The sequence below is a fragment of the Mesorhizobium sp. M0663 genome, assembly GCF_040320585.1.
In the GTDB taxonomy this organism is placed as follows: Bacteria; Pseudomonadota; Alphaproteobacteria; order Rhizobiales; family Rhizobiaceae; genus Mesorhizobium.
This window is the reverse complement of record NZ_JAMYPX010000022.1, coordinates 86,002-109,073: the sequence shown is the minus strand read 5'-3', so window position 1 is coordinate 109,073 and position 23,072 is coordinate 86,002. Positions and strand designations below refer to the sequence as shown.

At 62.8% G+C, this 23,072-nt stretch carries 19 protein-coding genes and 1 pseudogene; 14 read left to right on the top strand and 6 right to left on the bottom strand.

Annotated elements, in window-relative coordinates; genetic code table 11:
- Window positions 1-178 precede the first annotated feature (178 nt).
- The 11 genes and pseudogenes from pyrH (at window position 179) to lpxB (ending at window position 11,581) form a co-directional block, all read left to right on the top strand.
- Window positions 179-901 carry a UMP kinase gene (gene pyrH / locus NKI54_RS27540; protein ID WP_023674934.1) on the top strand — a complete coding sequence of 241 codons (723 nt, stop codon included), beginning with the start codon at window positions 179-181 and terminating at the stop codon, window positions 899-901.
- 91 nt (window positions 902-992) lie between these two features.
- Window positions 993-1,547, top strand: coding sequence for a ribosome recycling factor (gene frr, locus NKI54_RS27535; protein ID WP_084640965.1), 555 nt, complete (start codon window positions 993-995; stop codon window positions 1,545-1,547).
- 32 nt (window positions 1,548-1,579) lie between these two features.
- Window positions 1,580-2,302 carry an isoprenyl transferase gene (locus NKI54_RS27530; protein WP_023674936.1) on the top strand — a complete coding sequence of 241 codons (723 nt, stop codon included), beginning with the start codon at window positions 1,580-1,582 and terminating at the stop codon, window positions 2,300-2,302.
- A gap of 3 nt (window positions 2,303-2,305) precedes the next feature.
- Entirely contained in the window at window positions 2,306-3,139 is an 834-nt protein-coding gene (locus tag NKI54_RS27525; RefSeq protein ID WP_352636754.1) for a phosphatidate cytidylyltransferase, read from the top strand.
- A 104-nt stretch (window positions 3,140-3,243) separates the two neighbouring features.
- Window positions 3,244-4,386: an RIP metalloprotease RseP gene (gene rseP / locus NKI54_RS27520; protein WP_023674938.1), complete on the top strand. Its 1,143-nt coding sequence runs from the start codon at window positions 3,244-3,246 to the stop codon at window positions 4,384-4,386.
- A gap of 217 nt (window positions 4,387-4,603) precedes the next feature.
- Entirely contained in the window at window positions 4,604-6,958 is a 2,355-nt protein-coding gene (bamA, locus tag NKI54_RS27515; protein WP_352613732.1) for an outer membrane protein assembly factor BamA, read from the top strand.
- Between the two features lie 180 nt (window positions 6,959-7,138).
- Complete coding sequence (gene lpxD / locus NKI54_RS27510) at window positions 7,139-8,197, top strand: UDP-3-O-(3-hydroxymyristoyl)glucosamine N-acyltransferase (protein WP_352692745.1); 1,059 nt, start codon at window positions 7,139-7,141, stop codon at window positions 8,195-8,197.
- Window positions 8,190-8,654, top strand: a complete 465-nt coding sequence (gene fabZ, locus NKI54_RS27505) for a 3-hydroxyacyl-ACP dehydratase FabZ (protein WP_023674942.1) — start codon at window positions 8,190-8,192, stop codon at window positions 8,652-8,654. Before lpxD ends, fabZ begins: the two co-directional genes overlap by 8 nt.
- A gap of 13 nt (window positions 8,655-8,667) precedes the next feature.
- Window positions 8,668-9,501, top strand: coding sequence for an acyl-ACP--UDP-N-acetylglucosamine O-acyltransferase (gene lpxA / locus NKI54_RS27500; protein ID WP_352625619.1), 834 nt, complete (start codon window positions 8,668-8,670; stop codon window positions 9,499-9,501).
- 6 nt (window positions 9,502-9,507) lie between these two features.
- The gene (locus NKI54_RS27495) at window positions 9,508-10,410 is read left to right on the top strand and encodes an LpxI family protein (RefSeq protein WP_352448825.1); all 903 of its coding nucleotides are present in this window, start codon (window positions 9,508-9,510) and stop codon (window positions 10,408-10,410) included.
- Window positions 10,400-11,581: pseudogene (gene lpxB / locus NKI54_RS27490) on the top strand (lipid-A-disaccharide synthase). Before NKI54_RS27495 ends, lpxB begins: the two are co-directional and overlap by 11 nt.
- A gap of 98 nt (window positions 11,582-11,679) precedes the next feature.
- Here lpxB and gltA read toward each other — a convergent pair.
- On the bottom strand, window positions 11,680-13,008 hold the full coding sequence (gene gltA / locus NKI54_RS27485) for a citrate synthase (protein ID WP_352568691.1): 1,329 nt from the start codon (window positions 13,006-13,008) through the stop codon (window positions 11,680-11,682).
- Between the two features lie 193 nt (window positions 13,009-13,201).
- Window positions 13,202-14,623 (bottom strand): glutamate--tRNA ligase, encoded by a 1,422-nt coding sequence (gltX, locus tag NKI54_RS27480; RefSeq protein ID WP_352646141.1) that lies wholly within the window; start codon window positions 14,621-14,623, stop codon window positions 13,202-13,204.
- 96 nt (window positions 14,624-14,719) lie between these two features.
- On the opposite strand from gltX, the gene NKI54_RS27475 reads away from it, so the two are divergent.
- Window positions 14,720-17,185: a ComEC/Rec2 family competence protein gene (locus tag NKI54_RS27475; protein ID WP_352692744.1), complete on the top strand. Its 2,466-nt coding sequence runs from the start codon at window positions 14,720-14,722 to the stop codon at window positions 17,183-17,185.
- Here NKI54_RS27475 and lexA read toward each other — a convergent pair.
- Window positions 17,179-17,913, bottom strand: a complete 735-nt coding sequence (gene lexA / locus NKI54_RS27470) for a transcriptional repressor LexA (RefSeq protein ID WP_023674949.1) — start codon at window positions 17,911-17,913, stop codon at window positions 17,179-17,181. The genes NKI54_RS27475 and lexA overlap by 7 nt on opposite strands.
- Before the next feature lie 447 nt (window positions 17,914-18,360).
- Between lexA and kynU the strand changes: the two genes are divergently transcribed.
- Both kynU and NKI54_RS27460 read left to right on the top strand, forming a co-directional pair.
- Window positions 18,361-19,608 (top strand): kynureninase, encoded by a 1,248-nt coding sequence (gene kynU, locus NKI54_RS27465; RefSeq protein WP_352692743.1) that lies wholly within the window; start codon window positions 18,361-18,363, stop codon window positions 19,606-19,608.
- A 95-nt stretch (window positions 19,609-19,703) separates the two neighbouring features.
- The gene (locus NKI54_RS27460; protein WP_352636747.1) at window positions 19,704-20,534 is read left to right on the top strand and encodes a hormone-sensitive lipase; all 831 of its coding nucleotides are present in this window, start codon (window positions 19,704-19,706) and stop codon (window positions 20,532-20,534) included.
- Between the two features lie 7 nt (window positions 20,535-20,541).
- Here the strand turns inward: NKI54_RS27460 and NKI54_RS27455 are convergent, their stop codons facing one another.
- The 3 genes from NKI54_RS27455 to trpC are packed head-to-tail and all read right to left on the bottom strand — an operon-like array spanning window position 20,542 to window position 23,068.
- Window positions 20,542-21,747 (bottom strand): molybdopterin molybdotransferase MoeA, encoded by a 1,206-nt coding sequence (locus NKI54_RS27455; RefSeq protein WP_023674952.1) that lies wholly within the window; start codon window positions 21,745-21,747, stop codon window positions 20,542-20,544.
- The gene (gene moaC / locus NKI54_RS27450) at window positions 21,747-22,253 is read right to left on the bottom strand and encodes a cyclic pyranopterin monophosphate synthase MoaC (RefSeq protein WP_023674953.1); all 507 of its coding nucleotides are present in this window, start codon (window positions 22,251-22,253) and stop codon (window positions 21,747-21,749) included. The genes NKI54_RS27455 and moaC overlap by 1 nt, the downstream gene beginning before the upstream one ends.
- 2 nt (window positions 22,254-22,255) lie before the next feature.
- Window positions 22,256-23,068, bottom strand: a complete 813-nt coding sequence (gene trpC, locus NKI54_RS27445; protein ID WP_023674954.1) for an indole-3-glycerol phosphate synthase TrpC — start codon at window positions 23,066-23,068, stop codon at window positions 22,256-22,258.
- Between the last annotated feature and the right edge of the window lie 4 nt (window positions 23,069-23,072).

Genomic DNA, 23,072 nt, shown 5'->3' with positions numbered 1-23,072 from the left:
GCGGCGGTATGGCCCATGGCGTGCATTTTTGGGGGGGTTTTGCTGAGGTATTCCCGGGCCAAATATTTCATTTTGCCGCGGGGGGCGCGGGTTTACTGCGGGCCCCCCTTCGTGTATCGGAACGCCCAGTGTTTCGGGGCGCACCGAAACGCGTCACACGCACGATGACGAGGACCAGATGACGGTGAAGCCCCTCTACCGACGTGTCTTGCTGAAAGCGTCGGGCGAAGCGTTGATGGGCGAGCAGCATTTCGGCATCGACGTATCGGTGGTCGACCGCATCGCCGCCGACATCGCCGAGGCCCGCGCATTGGGCATCGAAGTCGGTGTCGTCATAGGCGGCGGCAACATCTTCCGTGGCGTCGCGGTTGCGTCAAAAGGCGGAGACCGCGTCACCGGCGACCATATGGGCATGCTTGCCACGGTTATCAATTCGCTGGCGCTGCGCACCTCGCTCAACAAGATCGGCGTCGACGCCGTGGTGCTGTCGGCGATCGCCATGCCCGAGCTTTGCGAAAGTTTTTCGCAGCGTCAGGCGACCGCCTACATGAACCAGGGCAAGGTCGTCATCTTCGCCGGCGGCACCGGCAATCCGTTCTTCACCACCGATTCGGCTGCGGCCCTTCGCGCCGCCGAGATCGGCGCCGATGCTCTGTTCAAGGGCACCCAGGTCGATGGTGTCTATTCGGCTGATCCCAAGAAGGACCCGCATGCGACACGTTTCGAGCGGATCAGCCATGACGAAGTCATCAAACGCGGGCTTTCGATCATGGATACGGCGGCGATTGCACTTGCGCGCGAAAACAACATTCCGATAATCGTCTATTCGATCCACGAGAAGGGTGGCTTCGGCGATATCCTGAGGGGCGGCGGCCGTTGCACGGTTGTCGCAGACGATTGACCGGACCATGAACCCGAAAGGGACCGGTTGCGGATGAGGCTCGAACAGGGCCTAAGCAGTGAACCCGGGTTAACGGGTCGAGGAGACGATGATGAGTGGCGAGTACGACGATCTCAAACGGCGCATGGACGGGGCGATCGCCGCGTTCAAGCATGATCTGGCTTCGCTGCGCACCGGCCGCGCGTCGAGCAACCTGCTCGATGCCGTCCAGGTGCAGGCCTATGGCACCACCATGCCGATCAACCAGGTGGCAACAGTGTCGGTGCCGGAACCGCGCATGATTTCGGTTTCGGTCTGGGACAAGTCGATGGTCAGCGCAGTCGACCGCGCCATCCGTGAAGCCAATCTCGGCTTCAATCCTATCGTCGACGGTACCAATCTCAGGATTCCGCTGCCCGAGCTCAACGAACAGCGCCGCAAGGAGCTGGTCAAGATCTCGCACGGTTATGCCGAGAATGCCCGCGTCGCCGCACGCCACGTTCGCCGGGACGGCATGGACTTTCTGAAAAAGGCGGAAAAGGACGGCGACATCAGTGAGGACGACCATCGCAAACGGGCCGACCAGGTTCAGAAACTGACCGACGAGACAATCAGCACCATCGACCACCTGCTTTCCGACAAGGAAGCGGAAATCATGCAGGTCTAGGGTCTGGCCACGCCTGGCCCGGAAGCGAGAATATGGCAACGCCCGCGCATGTCGCGATCATCATGGACGGAAACGGACGCTGGGCCAAGGCGCGCGGCTTGCCGCGGCTGGCCGGTCACCGCGCCGGCGTCGAGGCGCTGCGCAAGACAGTGCGCGCCGCCCCCGGCCTAGGCATCTCCTTCCTGACCGTCTACGCTTTTTCGTCGGAAAACTGGTCACGGCCGAAATCCGAAGTCAGCGACCTCATGGGCCTGCTGAAGCTTTTCATCCGACGTGACCTTGCCGAGCTGCACCAGAGTGGGGTGCGGATCAGGGTCATCGGTGACAGGGCAGGGCTGCAGCCCGACATAAGGGGGCTGCTCGAGGAAGCCGAAACGCTCACTCTCAGCAACGAGGCGCTGACACTGGTCATTGCCTTCAATTACGGCGGGCGCGACGAGATCGTGCGCACCGCGCGCAAGCTCGCAGCGGCGGTGGCGCGCGGTGAGATCGAGAGCGAGGCGATCACGGCCGATTCCTTTGCCAGCTCGCTCGATACAGAGGGCATTCCGGACCCGGAACTGGTCATCCGCACCAGCGGCGAGCTTCGGCTGTCCAACTTCCTGTTATGGCAGGCCGCCTATAGCGAACTCGTTTTCCTGCCTTGCTACTGGCCCGACTTCAGTCGCGAGCACCTGTCCGATGCACTGCGCGATTTCGCCGGCCGCGAGCGCCGCTTCGGCGGACTTGCCGCCCAAGATGTCGCCTCAGGCTGAGGAATGAGCAACCTCCAACTCCGGGTCATTTCGGCCGTCGTGCTTGCCATCGTCACGCTTGCCCTGACCTGGCTCGGCGGACTGTCCTTCCGGTTGCTTTGCGCCGCCATGGCGGCGGTGATCTTCTACGAGTGGACGCGGATGAGCCGCCCCGTTGCCCCGGCAGGTGCTGGTGCCACGGCAGGTCTCGGCTTTCTGCCCGAGGCGCTGATCGTGGTCTTTATTGGTGCCCTCGTCGCCGGCCTGCCTGCGTCTTTGCTGCTGCCGCTCGTCGCGGCTCTGGTTGCTGTCACTGCCGTCGCTTCTTCCATGCGCAGGGCAGGACCGTGGGAAGCATCCGGCCTTGCCTATGCGGCCGTGTCCGGCTTGTCGCTGGCCTTCTTGCGTGACGACGACCATTCAGGGCTGCTGGCCATTCTGTTCCTATTCGCCGTGGTTTGGGCGACCGATATCTTTGCCTATTTCGTCGGCCGCTCCATCGGTGGTCCAAGGCTGGCGCCGTCGATCTCGCCGGGCAAGACGCGGAGCGGGGCGCTCGGTGGGGTGGTCGGCGGCGTAGTGGCCGGGCTGCTTCTGGCCGCCGTAGCCGGAACGGGCAACCTCGTCGTGCTTGGCGTGGTCGCACTGGTGCTTTCGATTGTCGCGCAGGCCGGCGACCTGTTCGAATCATGGGTCAAGCGACGCCACGGCCGTAAAGATTCCGGCACGCTGATACCCGGCCATGGCGGCATCATGGATCGGGTAGATGGGCTTGTCGCGGCGGCTTTCGCCCTATACGTCATCGGCTGGATTTCCGCGACCGCCGACCATCCGGCACAGGGGCTGTTTCCGGTTTGAACGGCATCGTCGGTGGGCCGGCGCGGGGCTGCGTCATGGATTCGCCTGGATTGATGTCACAGTCGCGGCGTGATCTGTGCCGTGGATGAATTTGAGGGCATGAATTGAACGAGATTTTTCACGCGGTTTTCAGCACAGAGGGCTTTGTCCTCGGCACGCTGGTGCCTTTCCTGTTCGTGCTGACCGTGGTCGTTTTTGTCCACGAAATGGGCCATTACCTCGTCGGGCGTTGGTGCGGTATCGGCGCAAAAGCCTTTTCGATCGGTTTCGGCCCAGAGATCATCGGCTTCAACGATAGCCGCGGCACGCGCTGGAAGCTTTGCGCCATACCGCTCGGCGGCTACGTCAAGTTCGTCGGCGACATGAACGCGACGTCGAGCCAGCCCAGCTCGGAGGAGATCGAGGCGCTGAGCGACGAAGAACGCAAGGTTGCCTTCCACACGCAGCCGATCTGGAAGCGGGCGGCGACCGTCGTGGCGGGGCCGCTGTTCAACTTCCTGCTGACGATCGCCGTCTTTGCCGTGCTGTTTTCCGTCCATGGCCGGCCCGTGCTGGAGCCGATGGTGGCTGAGGTCACTGTCGGCAGTCCGGCCGCCGCGGCCGGCATCATGCCCGGCGACCGATTCGTCAGCGTCGACGGCAGCAAGGTCGAGACCTTCGCCGACGTCCAGCGTCTGGTCTCTGGCCGCGCCGGCGACAGCATCACCTTCGTCATGCTACGCGCCGGCAAGGAAATCACCGTCACGGCGACGCCGCGCTTGATGGAACAACAAGACGCACTGGGCAACAAGGTCCAGGTGGCCGTGATCGGCGTCGTCAACAACAAGGAACTCGGCCAGCCGCGGCTGATCACCTATAGTCCGGCCGGGGCGGTCGGGGCAGCGGTCCAGGAAACCGGACACGTCATCCAGCGTACCGGCCAGTTCCTGCAACGTTTCGTTGTCGGTCGCGAGGACAAGTGCCAGCTGGGCGGCCCCATCAAGATCGCCAAGATGTCGGGTCAGGCGGCAAAGCTCGGCTTTGAATGGCTCGTGCAGCTTGTTGCATTCCTGTCAGTCGGGATAGGGATTCTCAACCTTTTGCCGATTCCCCCCCTCGACGGAGGGCATCTTCTGTTCTACGGCGTGGAGGCTGTCATCCGGCGGCCGGTGTCCGAACGCATGATGGAAATGGCTTACCGAAGCGGCCTCATATTGGTGCTCGGGTTCATGGGCTTTGTTTTCTGGAACGATCTGTTTGGGTGCTGAAATCATGAAGGAATTTGGCTTCGGCACGAGCAATGTTGAGACGCCGTTTACCATGCGTGGGGATATGCGTGACGCGAAAGCCACGCCGCAGGGTTAAGTAAATACATATTAACCAGAAGCCTTGCGTGTAGGGAAAATCCGGTTAATACGGTAGGGGAAATTACCGCACGTCCGGTTTTCTCGCCGTGGGGACTTCGAGAAAAGGTACAAAAGCCCGATGAAGGCAGCATCCAAGTTTCTGAGCGCCGCGTCCGCGGTGGCTATGTCCGCCGCTCTGGTTGTACCAGGCGCGCTCGCAGTGCAGTTCGTTGCCACATCGGCCGCCGAGGCGGCTGTCGTCTCTAGAGTCGAAGTCACCGGCAATCAGCGTGTCGACGCGGACACCATCCGCAATTACGTGACGATCAAGCCCGGCAAGGCGTTTTCCAGTTCGGATATCGACGATGCGGTCAAGGCGCTGTTTGGCACCGGGCTGTTTTCGGATGTGCAGATCAACCAGGTCGGATCGACGCTGGTCATCAAGGTGTCCGAATACCAGGTCGTCAACCAGGTGCTGTTCCAGGGCAACAAGAAGCTCAAGGACAACGCGCTTGAGGCCGCGGTGCAATTGAAGCCGCGCGGCACCTTCTCGCAACAGCAGCTCGATGCCGATGTCGAGGCGGTCAAGGCCGCATACCGGCGTATCGGCCGCGACGATGCCGCCGTGACCACCCAGATCATGGATCTCGGCGACAACCGGGTAAACGTGGTCTTCAACATCAACGAAGGCGGCCGCACCCAGATCGCAGCGATCAATTTCGTCGGCAACAGCGCCTATTCGAGCCGCCGGCTGTCGGACATCATCTCCACCAAGCGTTCGTCCTTCCTGTCGTTCGTGCTGCGCGACGACGTTTATGACGAGGACAAGCTGCGCGCCGACCAGGAGCTGCTGCGCCGCTTCTATTACAATCACGGCTATGCCGACTTCCAGGTCGTCTCGGCCGTCGGCGAACTCGACGACACCACCAACAAATACACCGTCACCATCACGGTGCAGGAGGGCGAGCGTTATACGTTCGGGGATGTCAGCGTCGAAAGCACGATCCCCGAGGTCGACGCCAAGTCGCTTGAATCGGTGGTCGAGACCCACAAGGGCGATGTCTACAACGCCAAGAACGTCGAGGACACGATCATCGCCTTGACCGAAAAGGTCGCTGGATCCGGCTATGCCTTCGCCCAGGTGACGCCGCGCGGCGACCGCAACTTCGAGAACCACACGATCTCGGTCGTCTATACGGTCGACCAGGGTACCAAGGCCTATATCGAGCGCATCGAGATTCGCGGCAACGATCGGACGCGCGACTACGTCATTCGCCGCGAGTTCGATGTCAGCGAAGGCGACGCTTTCAATCAGGTCCTCATCCAGCGCGCGAAGAGGCGGCTGGAAGCGCTCGATTATTTTGAAAAAGTCGAAATTTCCACCGTTCCGGGTTCTGAGCCGGACCAGGTTGTGCTGGTGGTGGATGTGGTCGAGAAATCGACCGGTGAGTTCACGGTCGGCGCCGGTTATTCGAGCGGCGGTGAAACGTCAGGTCCGTCCGTCGAAGGTTCCGTCAGTGAGCGCAACTTCCTCGGTCGCGGCCAATTCATCAAGGTGGCAGCGGGCGGTGGCAAGAACTCGCGCGACTACAGCTTCTCTTTCACCGAACCCTATTTCCTCGGACGCCGCATCGCGGCCGGCTTCGACATCTACAAGCAGAGCCGAAACTACGACCATTACGACAGCGACACGACAGGCGCGACCGTTCGCTTCGGCCTGCCGATCACAGACAATATCTCGACGCAACTCGCTTATAATATTGCGCAAGAGAAGTACGAGTTCGATGAGGGCTGCGACCCAGCGGCCGGTTGCGACGTGTCCCAGGCGATCCAAAACGGCGTTAACGAGAGCCCATGGCTCAAGTCTTCGGTCAGTCTCGGCCTGATCTACAATACCATCGACGACATGAAGAACCCGCATGACGGTATTTATGCCAATGTCGGCACGGAAGTGGCCGGCCTCGGCGGCGACGCCAAGTTCATCAAGGTCACGGCGCGCGGCAGCATTTATCAGACGCTGTCCGAACAATTGGACCTGGTGGGCCTCATTTCGGGCGGCGCCGGCCATGTCCAAGGCTATGGCAACGGCGATCTGCGCGTCTTCGACCATTTCCAGAGCAGCGACCGTATGATCCGCGGTTTCGAATACGGCGGCATCGGCCCGGTTGCTTCGGACAACAGCAATGACCATCTCGGCGGCACCACCTACTTCAATGCCTCGGCGGAAGCGCAGTTCCCGCTGCCGGTCATCCCCGAAAGCTTCGGTTTGCGCGGCGCTGTGTTCGCCGATGCGGCAACGCTCTACGGCAGCAAAATCGCAAGTGGCCTTGTCAATTCTTCGACAACCGGCATGGAATGGCGCGCTTCCGTCGGTGTCGGTTTGATGTGGGCATCGCCTTTCGGCCCGATCCGCATTGACTATGCGATCCCGGTCAAGAAGGAAAAGACCGACGACGTGCAGGAATTCAACTTCGGCATATCGACCCGCTTCTGATGTAGCGGGCAATGATGCTTCCGGCTCGTTTGGATCCGGATGGCAGTGATCCGACACTACAGCGCAGCGCGTCCTATCGGACGCGCAAAGGACGTTGTAGCACTTTGATTTGCGCATGATCCTTTCCGAGGGTCGATTTCCGATTTTCGGGTCATGCGCTAGCTGGATATTGCTTCTGGAATGACCGATCCGGTGTTCTTCGCGCCCTCACGCCGGTATACGGCCGGCGAAGTCGCGAATCTGACCGGCTCGACGCTTGTTGATTCCGGTCTCTCCGACGTATCGATCGAGGCTCTGGCGCCCGCCAACGAAGGCGGCGAGAACGCCCTTGTCTTCGTCGATGGCAGGCGCAATTTCGCCCTGATGCAGTCACTGCGGGCGGCGGCGGTTCTCTGCCCTGCCGAATTTGCCGGCAAGGCGCCGGCGGGCATCGCGGTGCTGGTGCATCCGCGCCCGCAGCAGGCCTTCGCAATGGTCGGGCGTCTGCTTTTTCCGGCGGCTGCAACGCCTGGACCGATGACCGGCGAAACCGGTATCTCGCCGCACGCCCATATCGATGCGACCGCCCATGTCGAGGCCGGCGCGATCATCGAAGCGGGTGCGATCATCGGACCTCGCGCTGCCATCGGCAGCGGGACCGTCATTGCCCCGCATGCGGTCATCGGTCCGTCTTCGCAGATTGGCCGCGACGGCTATGTCGGTCCAGGTGCCAGCGTGCAATATGCGTTGATTGGCAATCGCGTCATCATCCATGGCGGTGCCAGGATCGGCCAGGATGGCTTCGGTTTCGTGGCCGGCGCCAAGGGTCCGGAGCGGGTTCCGCAGATCGGCCGCGTCATCATCCAGGACGACGTCGAGATCGGGTCGAATACGACCGTCGATCGCGGCGCCATGTCCGACACGATCATCGGCCAGGGCACCAAGATCGACAATCTGGTGCAGATCGCGCACAACGTTCGCATCGGCCGCAATTGCATAATAGCCGGGCTTTCGGGTATTTCCGGTTCCGTGACGGTAGGCGACAACGTCACCATGGGTGGCGGTGTCGGCCTTGCGGATCATTTGACCATCGGGTCCGGGGCCAAGCTTGCGGCAAGAAGCGGGTTTATGAGCAATGTGCCTGCCGGTGAGATTTGGGGAGGATATCCGGCGCAGCCGATGGCGGAAGCCATGCGCGAGATAGCGGCCTTGCGCAGACTTGCACGGACGCGCAAACAGGGTGAGGGGGAAAATGGCTGACATCGCAGCGGCGACGCTCGAAGCGGTTGACATAATGCGGCTGATGAAGCTCCTGCCGCACCGCTATCCGTTCTTGATGATCGACCGTATTGTCGACATAGATGGCGACGAATCCGCCATCGGCATCAAGAACGTCACCATAAACGAGCCGCATTTCCAAGGTCATTTCCCCGACCAGCCGGTCATGCCCGGCGTGCTGATCATCGAGGCGATGGCGCAGACGGCCGGCGCCATCTGCATCCGCAGCCTTGGTACGGAAAAGCCGTCGCTGGTTTATTTCCTGACCATCGACAATGCCAAGTTCCGCAAGCCGGTCGTTCCAGGCGACCAGCTGAAAATTCATGTGAAGAAAATCAAGAAACGCGGCAATCTTCTCAAATTCGCTTGCGAGGCCCTCGTCGATGGCGCCAAGGCGGCGGAAGCCGAGATCTCGGCGATGATGGTCGCAAGCGGCTGACAAACGAATGCTAATGAAAATCCAGACAGTCATCCATCCATCCTCGGTCATCGAGGCAGGCGCCCAAATCGGCGAAGGCGCCCGCATCGGGCCCTTCTGTCACGTCGGCCCCGACGCCGTGATCGGCGACCGCGTCGAACTGGTCAGCCATGTCTCGGTGATTGGCGCGACCACCATCGGTGCATCGACTAAGGTCTATCCGATGGCGATACTTGGCGGGCCGCCGCAGAACACCAAGCACAAGGGCGGCCGTACTGCGCTGGTGATCGGCGAGAACTGCACGATCCGCGAAGGTGTCACCATGCATGTCGGCACCGATTCGAGCCGCGGCGAGACGAGGATCGGCGACAACGGCAATTTCCTTGCCTATGCCCATATTGCCCATGACTGCGTGGTCGGCAAGAACGCCACCTTCGCCAATCAAGCGACGTTAGGCGGGCATTGCGAAGTCGGTGACAATGTCTACATCGGCGGCCTTACCGCGGTTCATCAGTTTGTCCGCATCGGCGATAACGCCTTTCTCGGCGGTTGCTCGGCGATCGTCGGCGACGTCATTCCTTACGCCATCGCCGTTGGCAACCGTGCCAGCCTTCGCGGCCTCAACATCATTGGCTTGAAGCGCGCCGGCCTGCCGCGTTCGGAGATCCACTTGCTGCGCAAAGCCTACAAGACGATCTTCGATCGCTCCCGGACCGTCGGCGAAAACATCGAATTCGCCAAGGCGGAATTCGCCTCGTCGCCGACTGCCATGAAGATCGTCGACTTCATCGCCGGTCGCGGCAAGCGGCACTACGCCGTGCCGTCGCTCAAGGGTAGCGACGGCGACGATACCGATGATGAAGACTGAGGGCAGATGACGAAGATTGAGGCTGCCGGAAAGGGCCTTGATCTCGCGCCAGATGCCAAGGTCGGCATCATCGCCGGCGGCGGCAGTCTCCCGGTCGAAATTGCCCGAGCGCTCGCCCGGCAAGGCAAATTGCCCTTCGTCGTGATGGCGGCCGGCGAGGTCGATCGCATAGCCGATTTCGAGCCCTATGAGCAGGCAACCTTGAGGCTGGAAGACGTCGGCTCGCTGCTGCCGATCCTTAAGCGGCATCACGTTACGCATCTCGTAACCGCGGGTCATATCACGCGCCGCCCCAGGCTGAGCGCCATGCGCCTCAATTTGGGCCTGCTCGCGTGGCTACCCAGCCTCTTCGTCGGTGTAACCCGGGGCGACGATACGGTGCTGAAACTGTTCGTGCGCAGGATCGAGCGCAGCGGCATCAAGGTCGTCGGCGCTCACGAGATCGTGCCGGAGCTGGTCGCCGCCGAAGGCCTGCTGACCAAGGCGGCGCCACGCAAATCCGACTGGCGCGACATCGAGGCGGCGCACGCGGCGGCAAAAGCCATCGGCGCGCTGGATATCGGCCAAGCGGCTGTTGCGGTCGGCGGCCGCGCCATTGCGTTGGAAGGCGTCGAAGGCACCGACGGGCTGCTCGAGCGGACAAGGGAGTTGCGCGGGCACGGCAGGCTGGCCGGCGGGAGCCGAGGTGTTCTGGTCAAATGCGCCAAGCCCGGTCAGGAACTGCGTGCCGATCTGCCCTCCATCGGCCCGCTGACCGTCGAGGCGGCGCATGCCGCCGGACTGGCCGGCATTGCCGTCGAAGCCGGTCGCTCGCTGGTGCTCGAAGGTCCCGCCACCATCGGACGTGCCAATGCGCTCGGCCTGTTCGTAATCGGCCTGCCTGCTGCGGAGCCGGCGCATGGCGAATGAGCGGCCGTTGAAGATAGCCGTCGTCGCCGGCGAGGAGTCCGGCGACCTGCTTGGCGCCGACCTTGTGCAGGCGCTCAAGCGCATGACCGGGCGCGAAGTTCGGCTTGTCGGCATCGGCGGCCGCCATTTGCAGGCGCTCGGCCTGGCGCCATTGTTCGACGGCAGCGAGATCGCACTGATGGGGCTTAGCGCCATCCTGCGCGACCTGCCGCGCCTGATGCGGCGGATCGGCCAGACGGCAAAGGCGATTGCCGGTGAATAGCCCGATTGCCTTATCACCATCGACAGTCCGGATTTCTCGCTGCGCGTCGCCAAGAAGGTGCGTGCCGCCGATCCGACTATCCCGATCGTCCACTATGTCTGCCCGAGCGTGTGGGCTTGGCGGCCGGGCAGGGCGGCGGCGATGAAGCCATATGTCGATCACATTCTTTGCATCCTGCCGTTCGAGGTGAAGGAACTCGCTCGCCTGGGCGGGCCGCCCGGCACCTATGTCGGGCATCGCCTTGCACACGATCCGGGCATAGTCAGTGCCGCCAGGGCGCAGGCGCAGCCGCGTAACCTCTCCGCTGACCGTGTGAAAACGTTGCTTGTATTGCCCGGTTCGCGTCGCGGCGAGGTGCGGCGCCTGGTTGGGCCGTTCGGCGAAACGCTGTCGATCCTGCGGGCGCGCGGGCACCGCTTGCGCCTGCTATTGCCGACGGTGCCGCACGTCGCCGACCTGGTCAGGACCTCGGTCGCGAGCTGGGACGAGAAGCCGGAGATCATCCTTGATGCCGAACGCAAATGGCAGGCCTTCGGCAAGGCGGATGCGGCGCTGATCGCGTCGGGGACGGTATCGCTGGAACTGGCACTGGCGGGTGTGCCGATGATCTCCTGCTACCGGCTCGATCCGGTCATGCGCATGGCGCAGCCGCTGATCAAAGTATGGAGCGCAGCCTTGCCCAATCTCATTGCCGACCGGCCGGTTGTGCCGGAACACTACAATCAATATGTGCGGCCGCATTATCTGGCGCGGCAGTTGGAAGCGCTGTTCTCCGATACCGCCTACCGCACCTGGCAGAAGCACGGTTTTGCCGACATTGCCGGGCGTATGGCAACCTCCAAGCCGTCAGGCGAGATGGCGGCGGGGGTGGTGATGGGCATGGTGAGGAAGTGGGTGAGTGGTGAATAGTGAATTGTGAATTGTGAATAGTGGTTTCTATGGACAGGGAGCGACGCTTCGCTACTCCCATTCACCATTCACCATTCACCATTCACCATTCACCACCTTCACCGCTTTGCGATCGGCACGTAATCCCGTTCCGGCGCGCCGGTATAGAGCTGACGCGGGCGACCGATCTTCTGGTGCGGGTCCTCGATCATCTCCTTCCACTGCGCGATCCAGCCGACGGTGCGGGCGACCGCGAACAGCACGGTGAACATGGTGGTGGGAAAGCCCAGCGCCTTCAGCGTGATGCCGGAATAGAAATCGACGTTCGGATAGAGCTTCTTCTCGATGAAATAGGAATCGGTCAGTGCGATCCTTTCCAGCTCCATGGCGATGTCGAGCAGTGGATCGTCCTTGATGCCGAGCTCGCCCAGGACCTCGTGCGCGGTCTTCTGCATGATCTTGGCGCGCGGATCGTAATTCTTGTAAACGCGGTGGCCAAATCCCATCAATCGGAACGGATCGTTCTTATCCTTGGCGCGCGCAATGAATTCCGGGATGTGATCGACATGACCGATCTCGCCCAGCATGTTCAGGGCAGCCTCGTTGGCGCCGCCATGTGCGGGACCCCACAGGCAGGCGATGCCGGCAGCGATACAGGCAAAAGGATTGGCGCCCGACGAGCCGGCCAGGCGGACGGTCGAAGTCGAGGCGTTCTGTTCGTGATCGGCGTGCAGGATGAAGATGCGCTCCATCGCGCGGGCCAGCACCGGATTGATCTTGTATTCCTCGCAAGGCACGGCGAAGCACATATGCAGGAAATTGGCTGCGAAATTCAGCTCGTTCTTCGGGTAAATGAATGGCTGGCCGATGTGGTATTTATAGGCCATCGCCGCGATCGTCGGCATCTTGGCGATCAGCCGCATTGACGCGACCATGCGTTGATAGGGGTCCGAGATATCGGTGGAATCGTGATAGAAGGCCGACAGCGCGCCGACCACGCCGCACATCACCGCCATCGGATGCGCATCACGGCGGAAGCCGGTGAAAAAGCGCGACATCTGCTCATGCACCATGGTGTGGCGCGTCACCCGGTAGTCGAAATCGTCCTTCTGCGCCTTGGTCGGGAGTTCACCATAGAGCAAGAGATAGCAGACTTCGAGGAAGTCGCCGTGCTCGGCCAATTGGTCGATCGGGTAGCCGCGGTGCAAAAGAATGCCGGCATCGCCATCGATGAAGGTGATTTCCGATTCGCAGCTCGCCGTCGACGTAAAACCGGGATCGTAGGTAAAGACGCCGGCGGTGTTGTAGAGCGAACCGATGTCGATAACGTCAGGTCCTACCGAACCACTTCGTATCTTGAATTCATGGATTTTGCCGCCGAGTTCCAGCTTGGCCGTCGATGCCTGGGTTTTGCCGCCAAATTCCATTTTTGTCGCAGGTTCGGTCATAGCAAACTCCTTTTTGTTTCCTCAGGCCGGCAAAGGCAAAATATCTGAACCCAACACGTCAAAAGCATCGGAATACGCACATTTGCGCCCGCAATTGAATCTGCGCGGCTGAATCTGCGCGGCAGATTAGGCCAAGACCCAATGTTGCACTGCGAAACACACCTTTCAATGCCAATCTTCTTGGGCCAGTTTGCTAATCGATTTGATCAGCGATCCGCGCCAGGCTTTCCTCGCGGCCAAGCACGGCCAGCACATCGAAGACACCTGGCGAGGTACTTTTGCCGGTGAGCGCGGCGCGCAAAGGTTGGGCCACGGCGCCGAGTTTATGGCCGGCGGCCTGCGCATAGTCGCGGATCGCGGCTTCGGCTGAGGCGGCAGACCACTCCGAAACCGTGGCTAGTGCCGCATGAGCGCCCCGCAGGATCGCGCGCGCCTCACCGCTGAGCAGCGCCGCCGCCTTCTCGTCGACCGGCAGCGGCCGCTCGACGAAAAGGAATGCAGCCCCTTCAACAAGTTCGACCAGCGTCTTGGCGCGCTCCTTCAGGCCCGGCAAAGCGGCAAGCAGTTGCGCCCTGCGTCTGTCGTCGAGGCGCGCGGCGATTGCCGGGCCGCCTTCAAGATAGGGCAGAGTGGCGATGAAGATGTCGAGCAGCGCCGCGTCGTTCATCCGGCGCATATGCACGCCGTTAAGCGCCTCGAGCTTGGCGAAGTCGAAACGGGCGGCGCCCTTGTTGACGTCGCCAATGTCGAACCATGCAATCATGTCGGCGATCGACATGATCTCATCGTCGCCGTGGCTCCAGCCAAGCCTCGCCAGATAGTTGAGCAGCGCCTCCGGCAGGTAGCCCATGGCGCGATAGGCTTCGACGCCAAGCGCACCGTGCCGCTTCGACAGCTTGGCGCCGTCGGCACCGTGGATCAGCGGGATATGCGACATCGACGGCACCTCCCAGCCCATGGCCTGATAGATTACGGTCTGACGTGCGGCGTTGGTCAAATGATCGTCGCCGCGGATGATGTGGGTGATGCCCATGTCGTGATCGTCGACGACGACGGCATGCATGTAGGTGGGATTGCCGTCCGAGCGCAGAATAATGAAATCGTCGAGATCCTTGTTGGGAAAGCGCACGTCGCCCTGGACGCGGTCATGCACCACCGTCTCGCCGTCTGTCGGCGCCTTGATGCGGATCGCCCCCTTGGCGCCGGGCGGCGCCTCCGACGGGTCGCGGTCGCGCCAGCGTCCATCATAGCGGGGAGGCAGCCCCTTGGCCCGTGCGCTCTCGCGCATTGCCTCTAGCTCGGCAGGCGTCGCATAACAATAATAGGCCTTGCCCATACGAACGAGTTCCTCGGCCACTTCGCGATGGCGCGGCGCACGCTCGAACTGCGACACCGGCTCGCCGTCCCATGTCAGGCCAAGCCAGGAAAGCCCGTCGAGAATGGCCGCGCTTGCCGCATCGGTGGAGCGCTCGCGGTCGGTGTCCTCGATGCGCAGCAGCATCGTGCCGCCTGTGTGCTTGGCATACAGCCAGTTGAACAGCGCCGTGCGCGCGCCGCCAATGTGCAGATAGCCGGTGGGCGAGGGGGCAAAACGGGTGACGACCTTATCGGGCATGGAACTCTCAGGCGGGCGAAGGAAGTGGGTTTGCGGACTTTCGCGCGTTGCGCGTTCATGTAGCATAGGAGGTCGAGGGCGCAAGGGGCAGACCCGATGGCTGTGCGAGGCCGTGGTGCGGGCGAGGGCGAGGACGTTGGCAGCGGCGTCAGCGAACGCTTGCTGTTTGCCGCACCCCCGCCTGTCCTGCCGGCACCGGCATTGCTACCCGCTCCGCGCTTCGATGCTCCGTCGCTGCCGGCCAGCGACCCAGCAACGGTTCTCGTGCCCGCGGGCGAGCCCATCGTACGCCTGCCCAGGCGTTTCCGCCTCCCGTCACCGTCCCGTATCCGCAACAGCGTAACCTCGGCAGCCGGCCTGGAACTCGACCGCGGCATCGCCTTCCTGCTGGTGCCGGTGTTCCTCGCATGCGGGGTGGTCGTATATTTCGGGCTGTCGGTGGAGCCGGCCTTTCCACAGCCGATCGCAATCGCGCTCCTCGCGGCCCTTTGTGCCGTCGTCTCGCGGTCATGGCCCAGGACGCGCCTGTGCTTCATGGTGGCGCTGCTCTGCGCGCTTGGCGTACTTGCCGCCAAGTTCGAGACATGGCGTGTCGGAACGCATATGCTCGGCTCCGAAATCTCAACGCGGCTGACGGGTCGCGTCGTATCGTACGAGCCCATGGCGAGCGGCCGCATCAGGCTGACAATCGATGTGATCTCAACGGCCAGGCCGACACTGCGCTACATGCCGGAACGGGTCCGCGTTTCGGCGATGAAGATACCGGCTGAGCTGACGGCCGGTTCCGAGATCACCGGCTATGTGCGGCTGCTGCCGCCGACCAGCCCGGTGCGGCCCGACAGCTATGATTTCTCCTTCGACAGCTATTTCGCCGGTATCGGCGGCAGCGGCTTTTTTCTCGGCAATCCGAAAGTCGTGTCGTCGGGCAGCATGCCGCTTGGCGCGCAGCTTTCTTCCGCGATCGAAGACGCGCGCGAATCCATCGCCGACCATATCCGCAGCCGCATCGGCGGTGCCGAGGGCGAGATTGCTGCTGCGCTGATCGTCGGCGTGCGCGCCGGCATTCCCGAGGAGATCAACGAAGCGATGCGGCGCACCGGCATCTACCACATCATCTCCATCTCGGGGCTGCATATGGCGTTGGTCGCCGGCACCATCATGGCGCTGCTGCGGGGTGCCTTTGCGCTGTTTCCCGATTTCTCATCGCGACGGCCGGTCAAGAAATATGCCGCGGCCGCCGCGCTTTTTTCGATTGCGGCCTACCTCGTCTTTTCCGGCATTGTCGTGGCGGCCGAACGCAGCTTCATCATGCTGGCGGTGATGCTTATCGCCGTGCTGTTCGACCGGGCCGCGCTCACCATGCGCAACCTGGCGATCTCGGCCATCGCGGTCATCCTGGTGTCGCCGCACGAGGTGGTCGGTCCGAGTTTCCAGATGTCCTTCGCCGCGACGGCGGCCCTTGTCGGCGCCTATGCAGGCTGGTCCGATTACCGCGCCGGCAGGGCCACCACGCCGCCGCCGCGGCTGTCGCCGCTACGCTTTGCCACTCGAAAGGTCCTGCTGGGCATGTGCGGTCTGGCGATGACCTCGATCATTGCAGGGAGCGCCACGGCGCTTTTCGCCATATGGCATTTCCAGCGCGTGGCGCCGCTCAGCCTGTTCGCCAATCTGGCCATCATGCCCATCGTCTCACTGGTCGTCATGCCCTTCGCCGTTCTCAGCGCGCTGGCGATGCCGTTCGGTGCGGATGGCCCTTTCCTCTATGTCATGGGCAAGGGGCTGACGGCGATGATCGCCCTGTCCGGGTGGATATCGGAGCGCTCGCCGATCGATGCGGTCGGGCTGATTTCGCTGAGATCCGTCCTTCTGGTGACGATCGCCCTCGTCATTGCCAGCATGGCGACGACCTGGTTGCGGCTGGCGGCACTTCCTTTTGCGCTCGCCGGCTTGCTGACGACAACGCAGACACGCATACCCGACGTATTGGTCTCGGAGGACGCACGGCTGGTCGCGCTGCCGATCGGCAGCGGTGAACTCGCGGTCAACCGGGCACGCCCGAATGAGTTCACCATCGACAACTGGAAACGCGCGCTCACATCAGAGGCTATCGTCGCGCCGGAAACACCTGGAAAGAACGACCCGCAATTCGACATTGCCGATCCGGCCGACCTACCGCCGGGCATGCCGTTCATTTGCACGGACGGCCTCTGCCTTGCCAGGCATCCATCCGGCGCGATCATCGCGCAAGCCAAGGACCGCGATACTGCGCGGCCAGCCTGCGCCTTTGCCAGCTTGATCGTCATCGACGACGCCACCGCCCATAACCCCTGCTACTACGACCGGCTGGTCCTCGTCGTCACCAAACGGCAACTGGCGCGCGCGGGAAGTGCCGCCGTCTACTTCGATCCACAAGCGGCAACGCGCGCCGAAATCCGTTTCGCGGTCGAAAAATCATACCGGCCCTGGCACGTGCAGCGGAAATTTTCACGCGCGGCACGGGGCCTGCCGCCATACCGCAGGGCCGACAACCCCAAAGCCGGCGCCAAGGGCGGAGCTCAGTAGCGGCGGATCAGTCCGACGAGCTTGCCCTGCACCTTGACCCTGTCTGGTCCGAAGATGCGCGTCTCGTAGGCCGGATTGGCGGCTTCCAGGGCGATCGAGGCGCCCTTGCGGCGGAACCGCTTCAGCGTCGCTTCCTCCTCGTCGACCAGTGCCACCACGATCTCACCGGGGCTCGCCGTATCGGCATTGCGGATGATCACCGTGTCGCCGTCGAAAATGCCAGCCTCGATCATCGAATCGCCTTTGACCTCGAGCGCATAATGCTCGCCGCCCATGATCATATCCGGCGGCACCGAAATCGAATGCGTCTGGTGCTGGATGGCATCGATCGGCACACCGGCCGCGATGCGGCCCATTACCGGGATCGAAACGGCGGCGACGACATCGTCGTCATTGCCGGCTGCAGGGACACGCGACGATGTCGGCTTGCCCTGCCGAGGGGCGCCTTGCCCAAGGCTGCCCTGGATGACACTCGGCGAGAACTTGCGTGCCGCATTGAGGCCGGGGGCGATCGAGTCAGGCAGGCGTAGCACCTCCAGCGCACGGGCCCGGTTGGGCAAACGGCGAATGAAGCCGCGCTCCTCCAGCGCCGTAATCAGCCGGTGGATTCCGGATTTGGAAGCCAGATCGAGCGCTTCCTTCATCTCGTCGAATGAAGGCGGGATACCGCTTTCCTTCAACCTTTCGTGGATGAACATAAGCAGTTCGTGTTGTTTGCGTGTCAGCATAGCGACCCCCAACAGAATCAGAAAAACAAACCCAGAACAAACACTATCTGTTCCAGTTGTGTTCCGCAACTGTTTAAAGTTTAATGAATGCGTTAAGGCTCGGGAAACAAACGACGTCCCCTACCGGCGTACCGCATTTTCACCGCCGCGAGCCTCATCGCCTTGATTCTGCTTTCGTTTGCGCCCTTCTGGCCTCCTAGAAGGCGGCACTGGCATCGGCCGTCGGTCGGCAAAAGGCACGGAATTGAACCCGTATCGACTGTGCGGTCTGGTCAATGCACCGTGAACGAAACGAATTCAAAACGCCAACCTCGGGTTAAGTCCCGGTTTCCACCGCCTGGTCAGGCTGCTTCTCGCCGGTGGAGCCTTGCTGCGCGCAACCAGGTAATGGAAGAACAGTCGATGCGTGTCCGGCGTTGCGTTGGATCTTGGGGGAGCAGACAAATCATGACAGGAATTCCCGATCTCGTGGCCATAAAGGCGATGGATGCCGCGGATCCGTTGCGCGCGATGCGCGACCGCTTTGTGTTGCCGCAAGGAGTGATCTATCTCGACGGCAATTCGCTAGGAGCTGCTTCACGTGCCGCTTTCGATGAACTGCACAAGGCCGCGACCGAAGAATGGTCGCATGATCTCATCCGCGCATGGAACACGGCCGGCTGGTTCAACATGCCGCTTGAACTTGGCGACCAGCTCGGGCGCCTGATCGGTGCCGCGGCCGGCCAGACGGTGGTCTGCGACACGACATCGGTCAACATCTACAAGCTGCTGCACGCCGCCATGGCCATGCGACCGGAGCGGCAGGTCATCGTCGCCGAGGGCGATAGTTTTCCGACGGACCTCTACATAGCTGAGGGTGTGGTTTCGACGCGAAAAGATACGCTGCTGCGCCTCTCGGGGGTCGACGCGCCGACCGTCGAAGAGCTGATCGACGAACGCACCGCCGTGGTGCTGGTCAACCACGTCAACTACAAGTCGGGCGAACTGCGCGACATGCCGGCGCTGACGCGCAGGGCTCAGGAAGCCGGGGCGATGATCGTCTGGGATCTCTGCCACACCGCCGGCGCGATGCCAGTCGAGCTCGACAAGGCAAACGCCGATTTTGCCGTTGGCTGCACTTACAAATATCTGAATGGCGGCCCGGGCGCGCCTGCCTTCATCTATGCGGCTGAGCGGCATCTTTCCGACATCCAGCAGCCGCTCACCGGCTGGTGGGGCCATGCACGGCCCTTCGCCTTCGAGCCAGGCTATGCGGCCGGCACCGGCATCCGCCGGTTTCTGTGCGGCACGCAGCCGGTCCTGTCGATGCGCACGCTGAAGGGCGCGCTCGACATCTGGAACGATGTCGACATGACGGCGGTGCGCAAGAAGAGCATCGCGCTGGCGGATCTGTTCATCGAGCTTGTCGAGGCAAAGTGCGGCACTTACGGGCTCACGCTCGAAAGCACGCGCGATGGGGAAAAACGCGGCAGCCAGATCTCATTCATGCATGAGCATGGCTACCAGGTCATGCGCGCGCTGATCGAACGTGGCGTGATCGGCGATTTTCGCGCGCCATCGACCATGCGCTTCGGCTTCACCCCGCTCTATGTCGGCTATGCCGATGTCTGGCAGGCCGTCAAATTGCTTGAGGACATCCTGCGCACCGGTGCGTGGAAGGATGCGCGCTTCGCCATCAAAGCAGCTGTCACTTGAGATTGATGCGAGAGCTGGAATCGTGAGGCTGGCGACGACGCGCCGCGCGATGCTCACGGCTACGTTGCAAGGCCATATTGCCAGGGAGGCGCAGGGTGTTCGAACGTCACATTGCCGATTGGGACAACGCTTATGCCAACGGCGCCAACATAGCCGGCAGCGATCGCTGGCCGGCAGCCTGGATCGAGCCCGCGCGGGTTTTCCGCGACGTGCTTTCGACCGAGGGCAGGGCGCGGCTCGACATGGCCTATGGCGACAACCCACGCAACCGGCTCGATCTTTTCCTGCCGGCCATCAAGCCCAAGGGACTCGTGGTGTTCGTTCATGGCGGCTACTGGATGGCATTCGACAAGAATTTCTGGTCGCATCTTGCCGCTGGCCCTGTTGATCGCGGCTATGCGGTGGCGATGCCGTCCTACACGCTCTGTCCGCAGATACGCATTGGCGGCATCGTCAAGGAAGTCGGCGCGGCGATCGGCAAGGCGGCGGCGATGGTCCCAGGGCCGCTGATGCTGACCGGACACTCGGCCGGCGGCCATCTTGTTAGCCGGATGGTTACGGCGACGACGCCGCTGGCGCCCGAAGTGGTCCGGCGCGTTCGTCACGTGGTGTCGATCTCGGGGGTGCATGATTTGCGCCCGATCATGCGCACCGGCATGAACGAGACGATCGCGATCGATGAGGCCGAGGCGCAGGCCGAAAGCCCGGTGCTGCTGCGCCCGATGGACAAGGCCCGCCTGACCTGCTGGGCCGGCGGCGGCGAGCGCGCCGAATTCCTGCGTCAGAGCGCGTTGCTGGCCAACATCTGGATCGGCCTGGGTACCGCGACCAGCTCGGTGGTCGAACCTGACCGGCATCATTTCAACATCATCGACGGTTTGGCCGATCCAGACCATCCGCTGACCCGGACCTTGATTTCGGAGTGAGGCAGGTTCAGCGTAGCATCAGCACGTCGCAGGGGGAGCCCGCCGCCGCGGCAGGAGCGAACGGCGCGCGAACGATCAGCCCGTCGGCATCGGCCAGCATTTTCAGCATCGAGGAGTCCTGGATGCCGAACGGCGTCGCCACGAGCGCGCCGGCGTTGGTGCTGACAACAGCCCGCACATAATCCTGCCTGAGATCATTGGCCGGCATGGCGGTACCGAGCCGCGCCCGACGCATATCCTGCTGAAAGGCGCGGCCGCCGAGCTGCGCCAGCAACGGCTTCAGGAAGAGCTGGGTGCAGACCAGGCTTGCCACCGGATTGCCGGGCAGGCCGATGCAGCGGATGTCGCCCAGCCGCCCGAACATCAGCGGCTTGCCGGGCCGCATGGCGATCTTCCAGAAATCGAGAGCCATGCCTTCCCCGGTCAGCACGTCATGAACGAGGTCGTGGTCTCCGACCGAGGCACCACCCAGCGTGACGATGACGTTCGCGCCCGCCTTCACCGCCTTTGTCACCAGCGCAGCGATCGCCTCCTTGCGGTCCGGCGCAATGCCGAGATCGAGCGCGCGCGCGCCGACCGACTGTGCGGCGGCGGCGACGCCATAGGCGTTTGACGAGATGATCTGGTCGGGGCCAAGCTCACTGCCCGGCGGCAGCAATTCGTCGCCGGTGGCGATGATGGCGACCAGCGGCCGCTTGACCACGCCGACCTTGGGGTGGTTGGCCGATGCCGCCAGCGACAAGGCCGCCGGATCGAGCAGGCGGCCCTCGCCCAGCAGGACGTCGTCCTTGGCGAAATCGAGCCCGAGGCGGCGGATGTTGCGCCCCTGCACCGTCGGCTCCGTCACTTCGACGCTGCCGCCGCCGTGGTCGCGGACGTTCTCCTGGATGACGATGGTGTCGGCGCCTTCGGGAAGCGGCGCGCCGGTAAAGATGCGTACGGCTTGCCCTTGCTGCACCACCCCGGCAAAGCCGCGTCCGGCTGGCGCCATGCCGACCACCGAAAGCTTTGCTGGTATGGACGCGATATCGGCGGCCCGCACGGCATAGCCGTCCATGGCGGAGGCATTGAACGGCGGCTGGGTGCGGAGCGCCACGACCGGCTCCGCCAACACGCGGTCTGCGGCATCCAGCAGTGCGACGCGTTCACCCGGCAGCGCTGCTGCGCCATCCAGCAGGCGCTCGAGCGCCTCGGCAACGGGGACCAGCGCCATTATCGGCCGGCCCCGGTGGTCCGATCTCCGGTGACCTTATAGTCGCCGGATTTGCCGCCGGTCTTTTCAACCAGCCTGATGCCGGAGATGACCATGGCGCGGTCGACCGCCTTGGCCATGTCGTAGATGGTCAGGCAAGCGACCGAGACGGCACTCAGAGCCTCCATCTCAACGCCGGTCTTGCCGGTGACGCGGGTCAATGCTGTCACCTTCAGGCCGGGCAGCGCGGCGTCCGCCTCGATATCGACAGATATCCTGGTCAGCAGCAGCGGATGGCAAAGCGGGATCAGTTCATGCGTCTTCTTGGCCGCCATGATGCCGGCAATGCGCGCGGTGCCCAGCACGTCGCCCTTCTTGGCGTCGCCGGCGAGGATCATGTCCAGCGTCTCGGGCCGCATCGCGACAAAACCTTCTGCGACTGCCGTGCGCACCGTCTCAGCCTTGTCGCCGACATCGACCATGTTGGCTTCGCCCTGCGCGCCAAGATGGGTGAGGGCGGCCGCCATCCTCAAACGGCCTCTGCCGGCGCCTTGCCCGTCAACAGCAGGCGCGTTGCCGCGGCCACGTCCTGCTGGCGCATCAGGCTCTCGCCGACCAGGAAAGTCGCAATGCCGCTCTGCTCCAGCCGGCGGCAATCGTCGTGCGAAAAGATACCGCTCTCGCTGACCAGATGGCGGTCGGCCGGCACCATCGCTACCAGCCGCTCCGAGGTCTGTAGGCTGGTTTCGAAGGTCCGGAGATTGCGGTTGTTGATTCCGATCAGCCGCGACGACAGCTGCAGCGCGCGTTCCATCTCAGCCTCGTCATGCACTTCGACCAGCGCGTCCATGCCGAGCCCGAACGCTGTCGCTTCGAGTTCTCTTGCCAACGCGTCGTCGACGCTGGCCATGATGATCAGGATGGCATCGGCGCCCCATGCCCTGGCCTCGTAGACCTGATAGGGGTCGAACAGGAAATCCTTGCGCAATGCAGGCAGCTCGACGGCAGCGCGCGCAGTGGTGAGGAATTCGGGCGCGCCTTGGAAGGAGGGTGCGTCGGTCAGCACCGAAAGGCAGACGGCACCGCCCTTCGCATAGGCACTGGCCAGCGTCGGCGGATCGAAATCGGCGCGGATCAGGCCTTTGGATGGGCTAGCCTTCTTGATTTCGGCAATCAGCGCGAACCTGCCGGATTTGCGCTTTGCTTCAAGGGCGGAAAGAAAGCCGCGCGGCGCGTCGGCATCAGTCGCCCGTGCCTTGATCTCGGCGAGCGGCACGCGCGCCTTGGCCGCCGTGATCTCGTCGCGCTTGTAAGCCTCGATCTTGCGCAGGATGTCGGACATGGTT

Bases quoted from the DNA above. Each gene is read 5' to 3' on its own strand.
- pyrH (WP_023674934.1), top strand. From the start codon at position 179: ATGACGGTGAAGCCCCTCTACCGACGTGTCTTGCTGAAAGCGTCGGGC.
- frr (WP_084640965.1), top strand. From the start codon at position 993: ATGAGTGGCGAGTACGACGATCTCAAACGGCGCATGGACGGGGCGATC.
- NKI54_RS27530 (WP_023674936.1), top strand. From the start codon at position 1,580: ATGGCAACGCCCGCGCATGTCGCGATCATCATGGACGGAAACGGACGC.
- NKI54_RS27525 (WP_352636754.1), top strand. From the start codon at position 2,306: ATGAGCAACCTCCAACTCCGGGTCATTTCGGCCGTCGTGCTTGCCATC.
- bamA (WP_352613732.1), top strand. From the start codon at position 4,604: ATGAAGGCAGCATCCAAGTTTCTGAGCGCCGCGTCCGCGGTGGCTATG.
- lpxD (WP_352692745.1), top strand. From the start codon at position 7,139: ATGACCGATCCGGTGTTCTTCGCGCCCTCACGCCGGTATACGGCCGGC.
- fabZ (WP_023674942.1), top strand. From the start codon at position 8,190: ATGGCTGACATCGCAGCGGCGACGCTCGAAGCGGTTGACATAATGCGG.
- lpxA (WP_352625619.1), top strand. From the start codon at position 8,668: ATGAAAATCCAGACAGTCATCCATCCATCCTCGGTCATCGAGGCAGGC.
- NKI54_RS27495 (WP_352448825.1), top strand. From the start codon at position 9,508: ATGACGAAGATTGAGGCTGCCGGAAAGGGCCTTGATCTCGCGCCAGAT.
- gltA (WP_352568691.1), bottom strand. From the start codon at position 13,008: ATGACCGAACCTGCGACAAAAATGGAATTTGGCGGCAAAACCCAGGCA.
- gltX (WP_352646141.1), bottom strand. From the start codon at position 14,623: ATGCCCGATAAGGTCGTCACCCGTTTTGCCCCCTCGCCCACCGGCTAT.
- NKI54_RS27475 (WP_352692744.1), top strand. From the start codon at position 14,720: ATGGCTGTGCGAGGCCGTGGTGCGGGCGAGGGCGAGGACGTTGGCAGC.
- lexA (WP_023674949.1), bottom strand. From the start codon at position 17,913: ATGCTGACACGCAAACAACACGAACTGCTTATGTTCATCCACGAAAGG.
- kynU (WP_352692743.1), top strand. From the start codon at position 18,361: ATGACAGGAATTCCCGATCTCGTGGCCATAAAGGCGATGGATGCCGCG.
- NKI54_RS27455 (WP_023674952.1), bottom strand. From the start codon at position 21,747: ATGGCGCTGGTCCCCGTTGCCGAGGCGCTCGAGCGCCTGCTGGATGGC.
- moaC (WP_023674953.1), bottom strand. From the start codon at position 22,253: ATGGCGGCCGCCCTCACCCATCTTGGCGCGCAGGGCGAAGCCAACATG.
- trpC (WP_023674954.1), bottom strand. From the start codon at position 23,068: ATGTCCGACATCCTGCGCAAGATCGAGGCTTACAAGCGCGACGAGATC.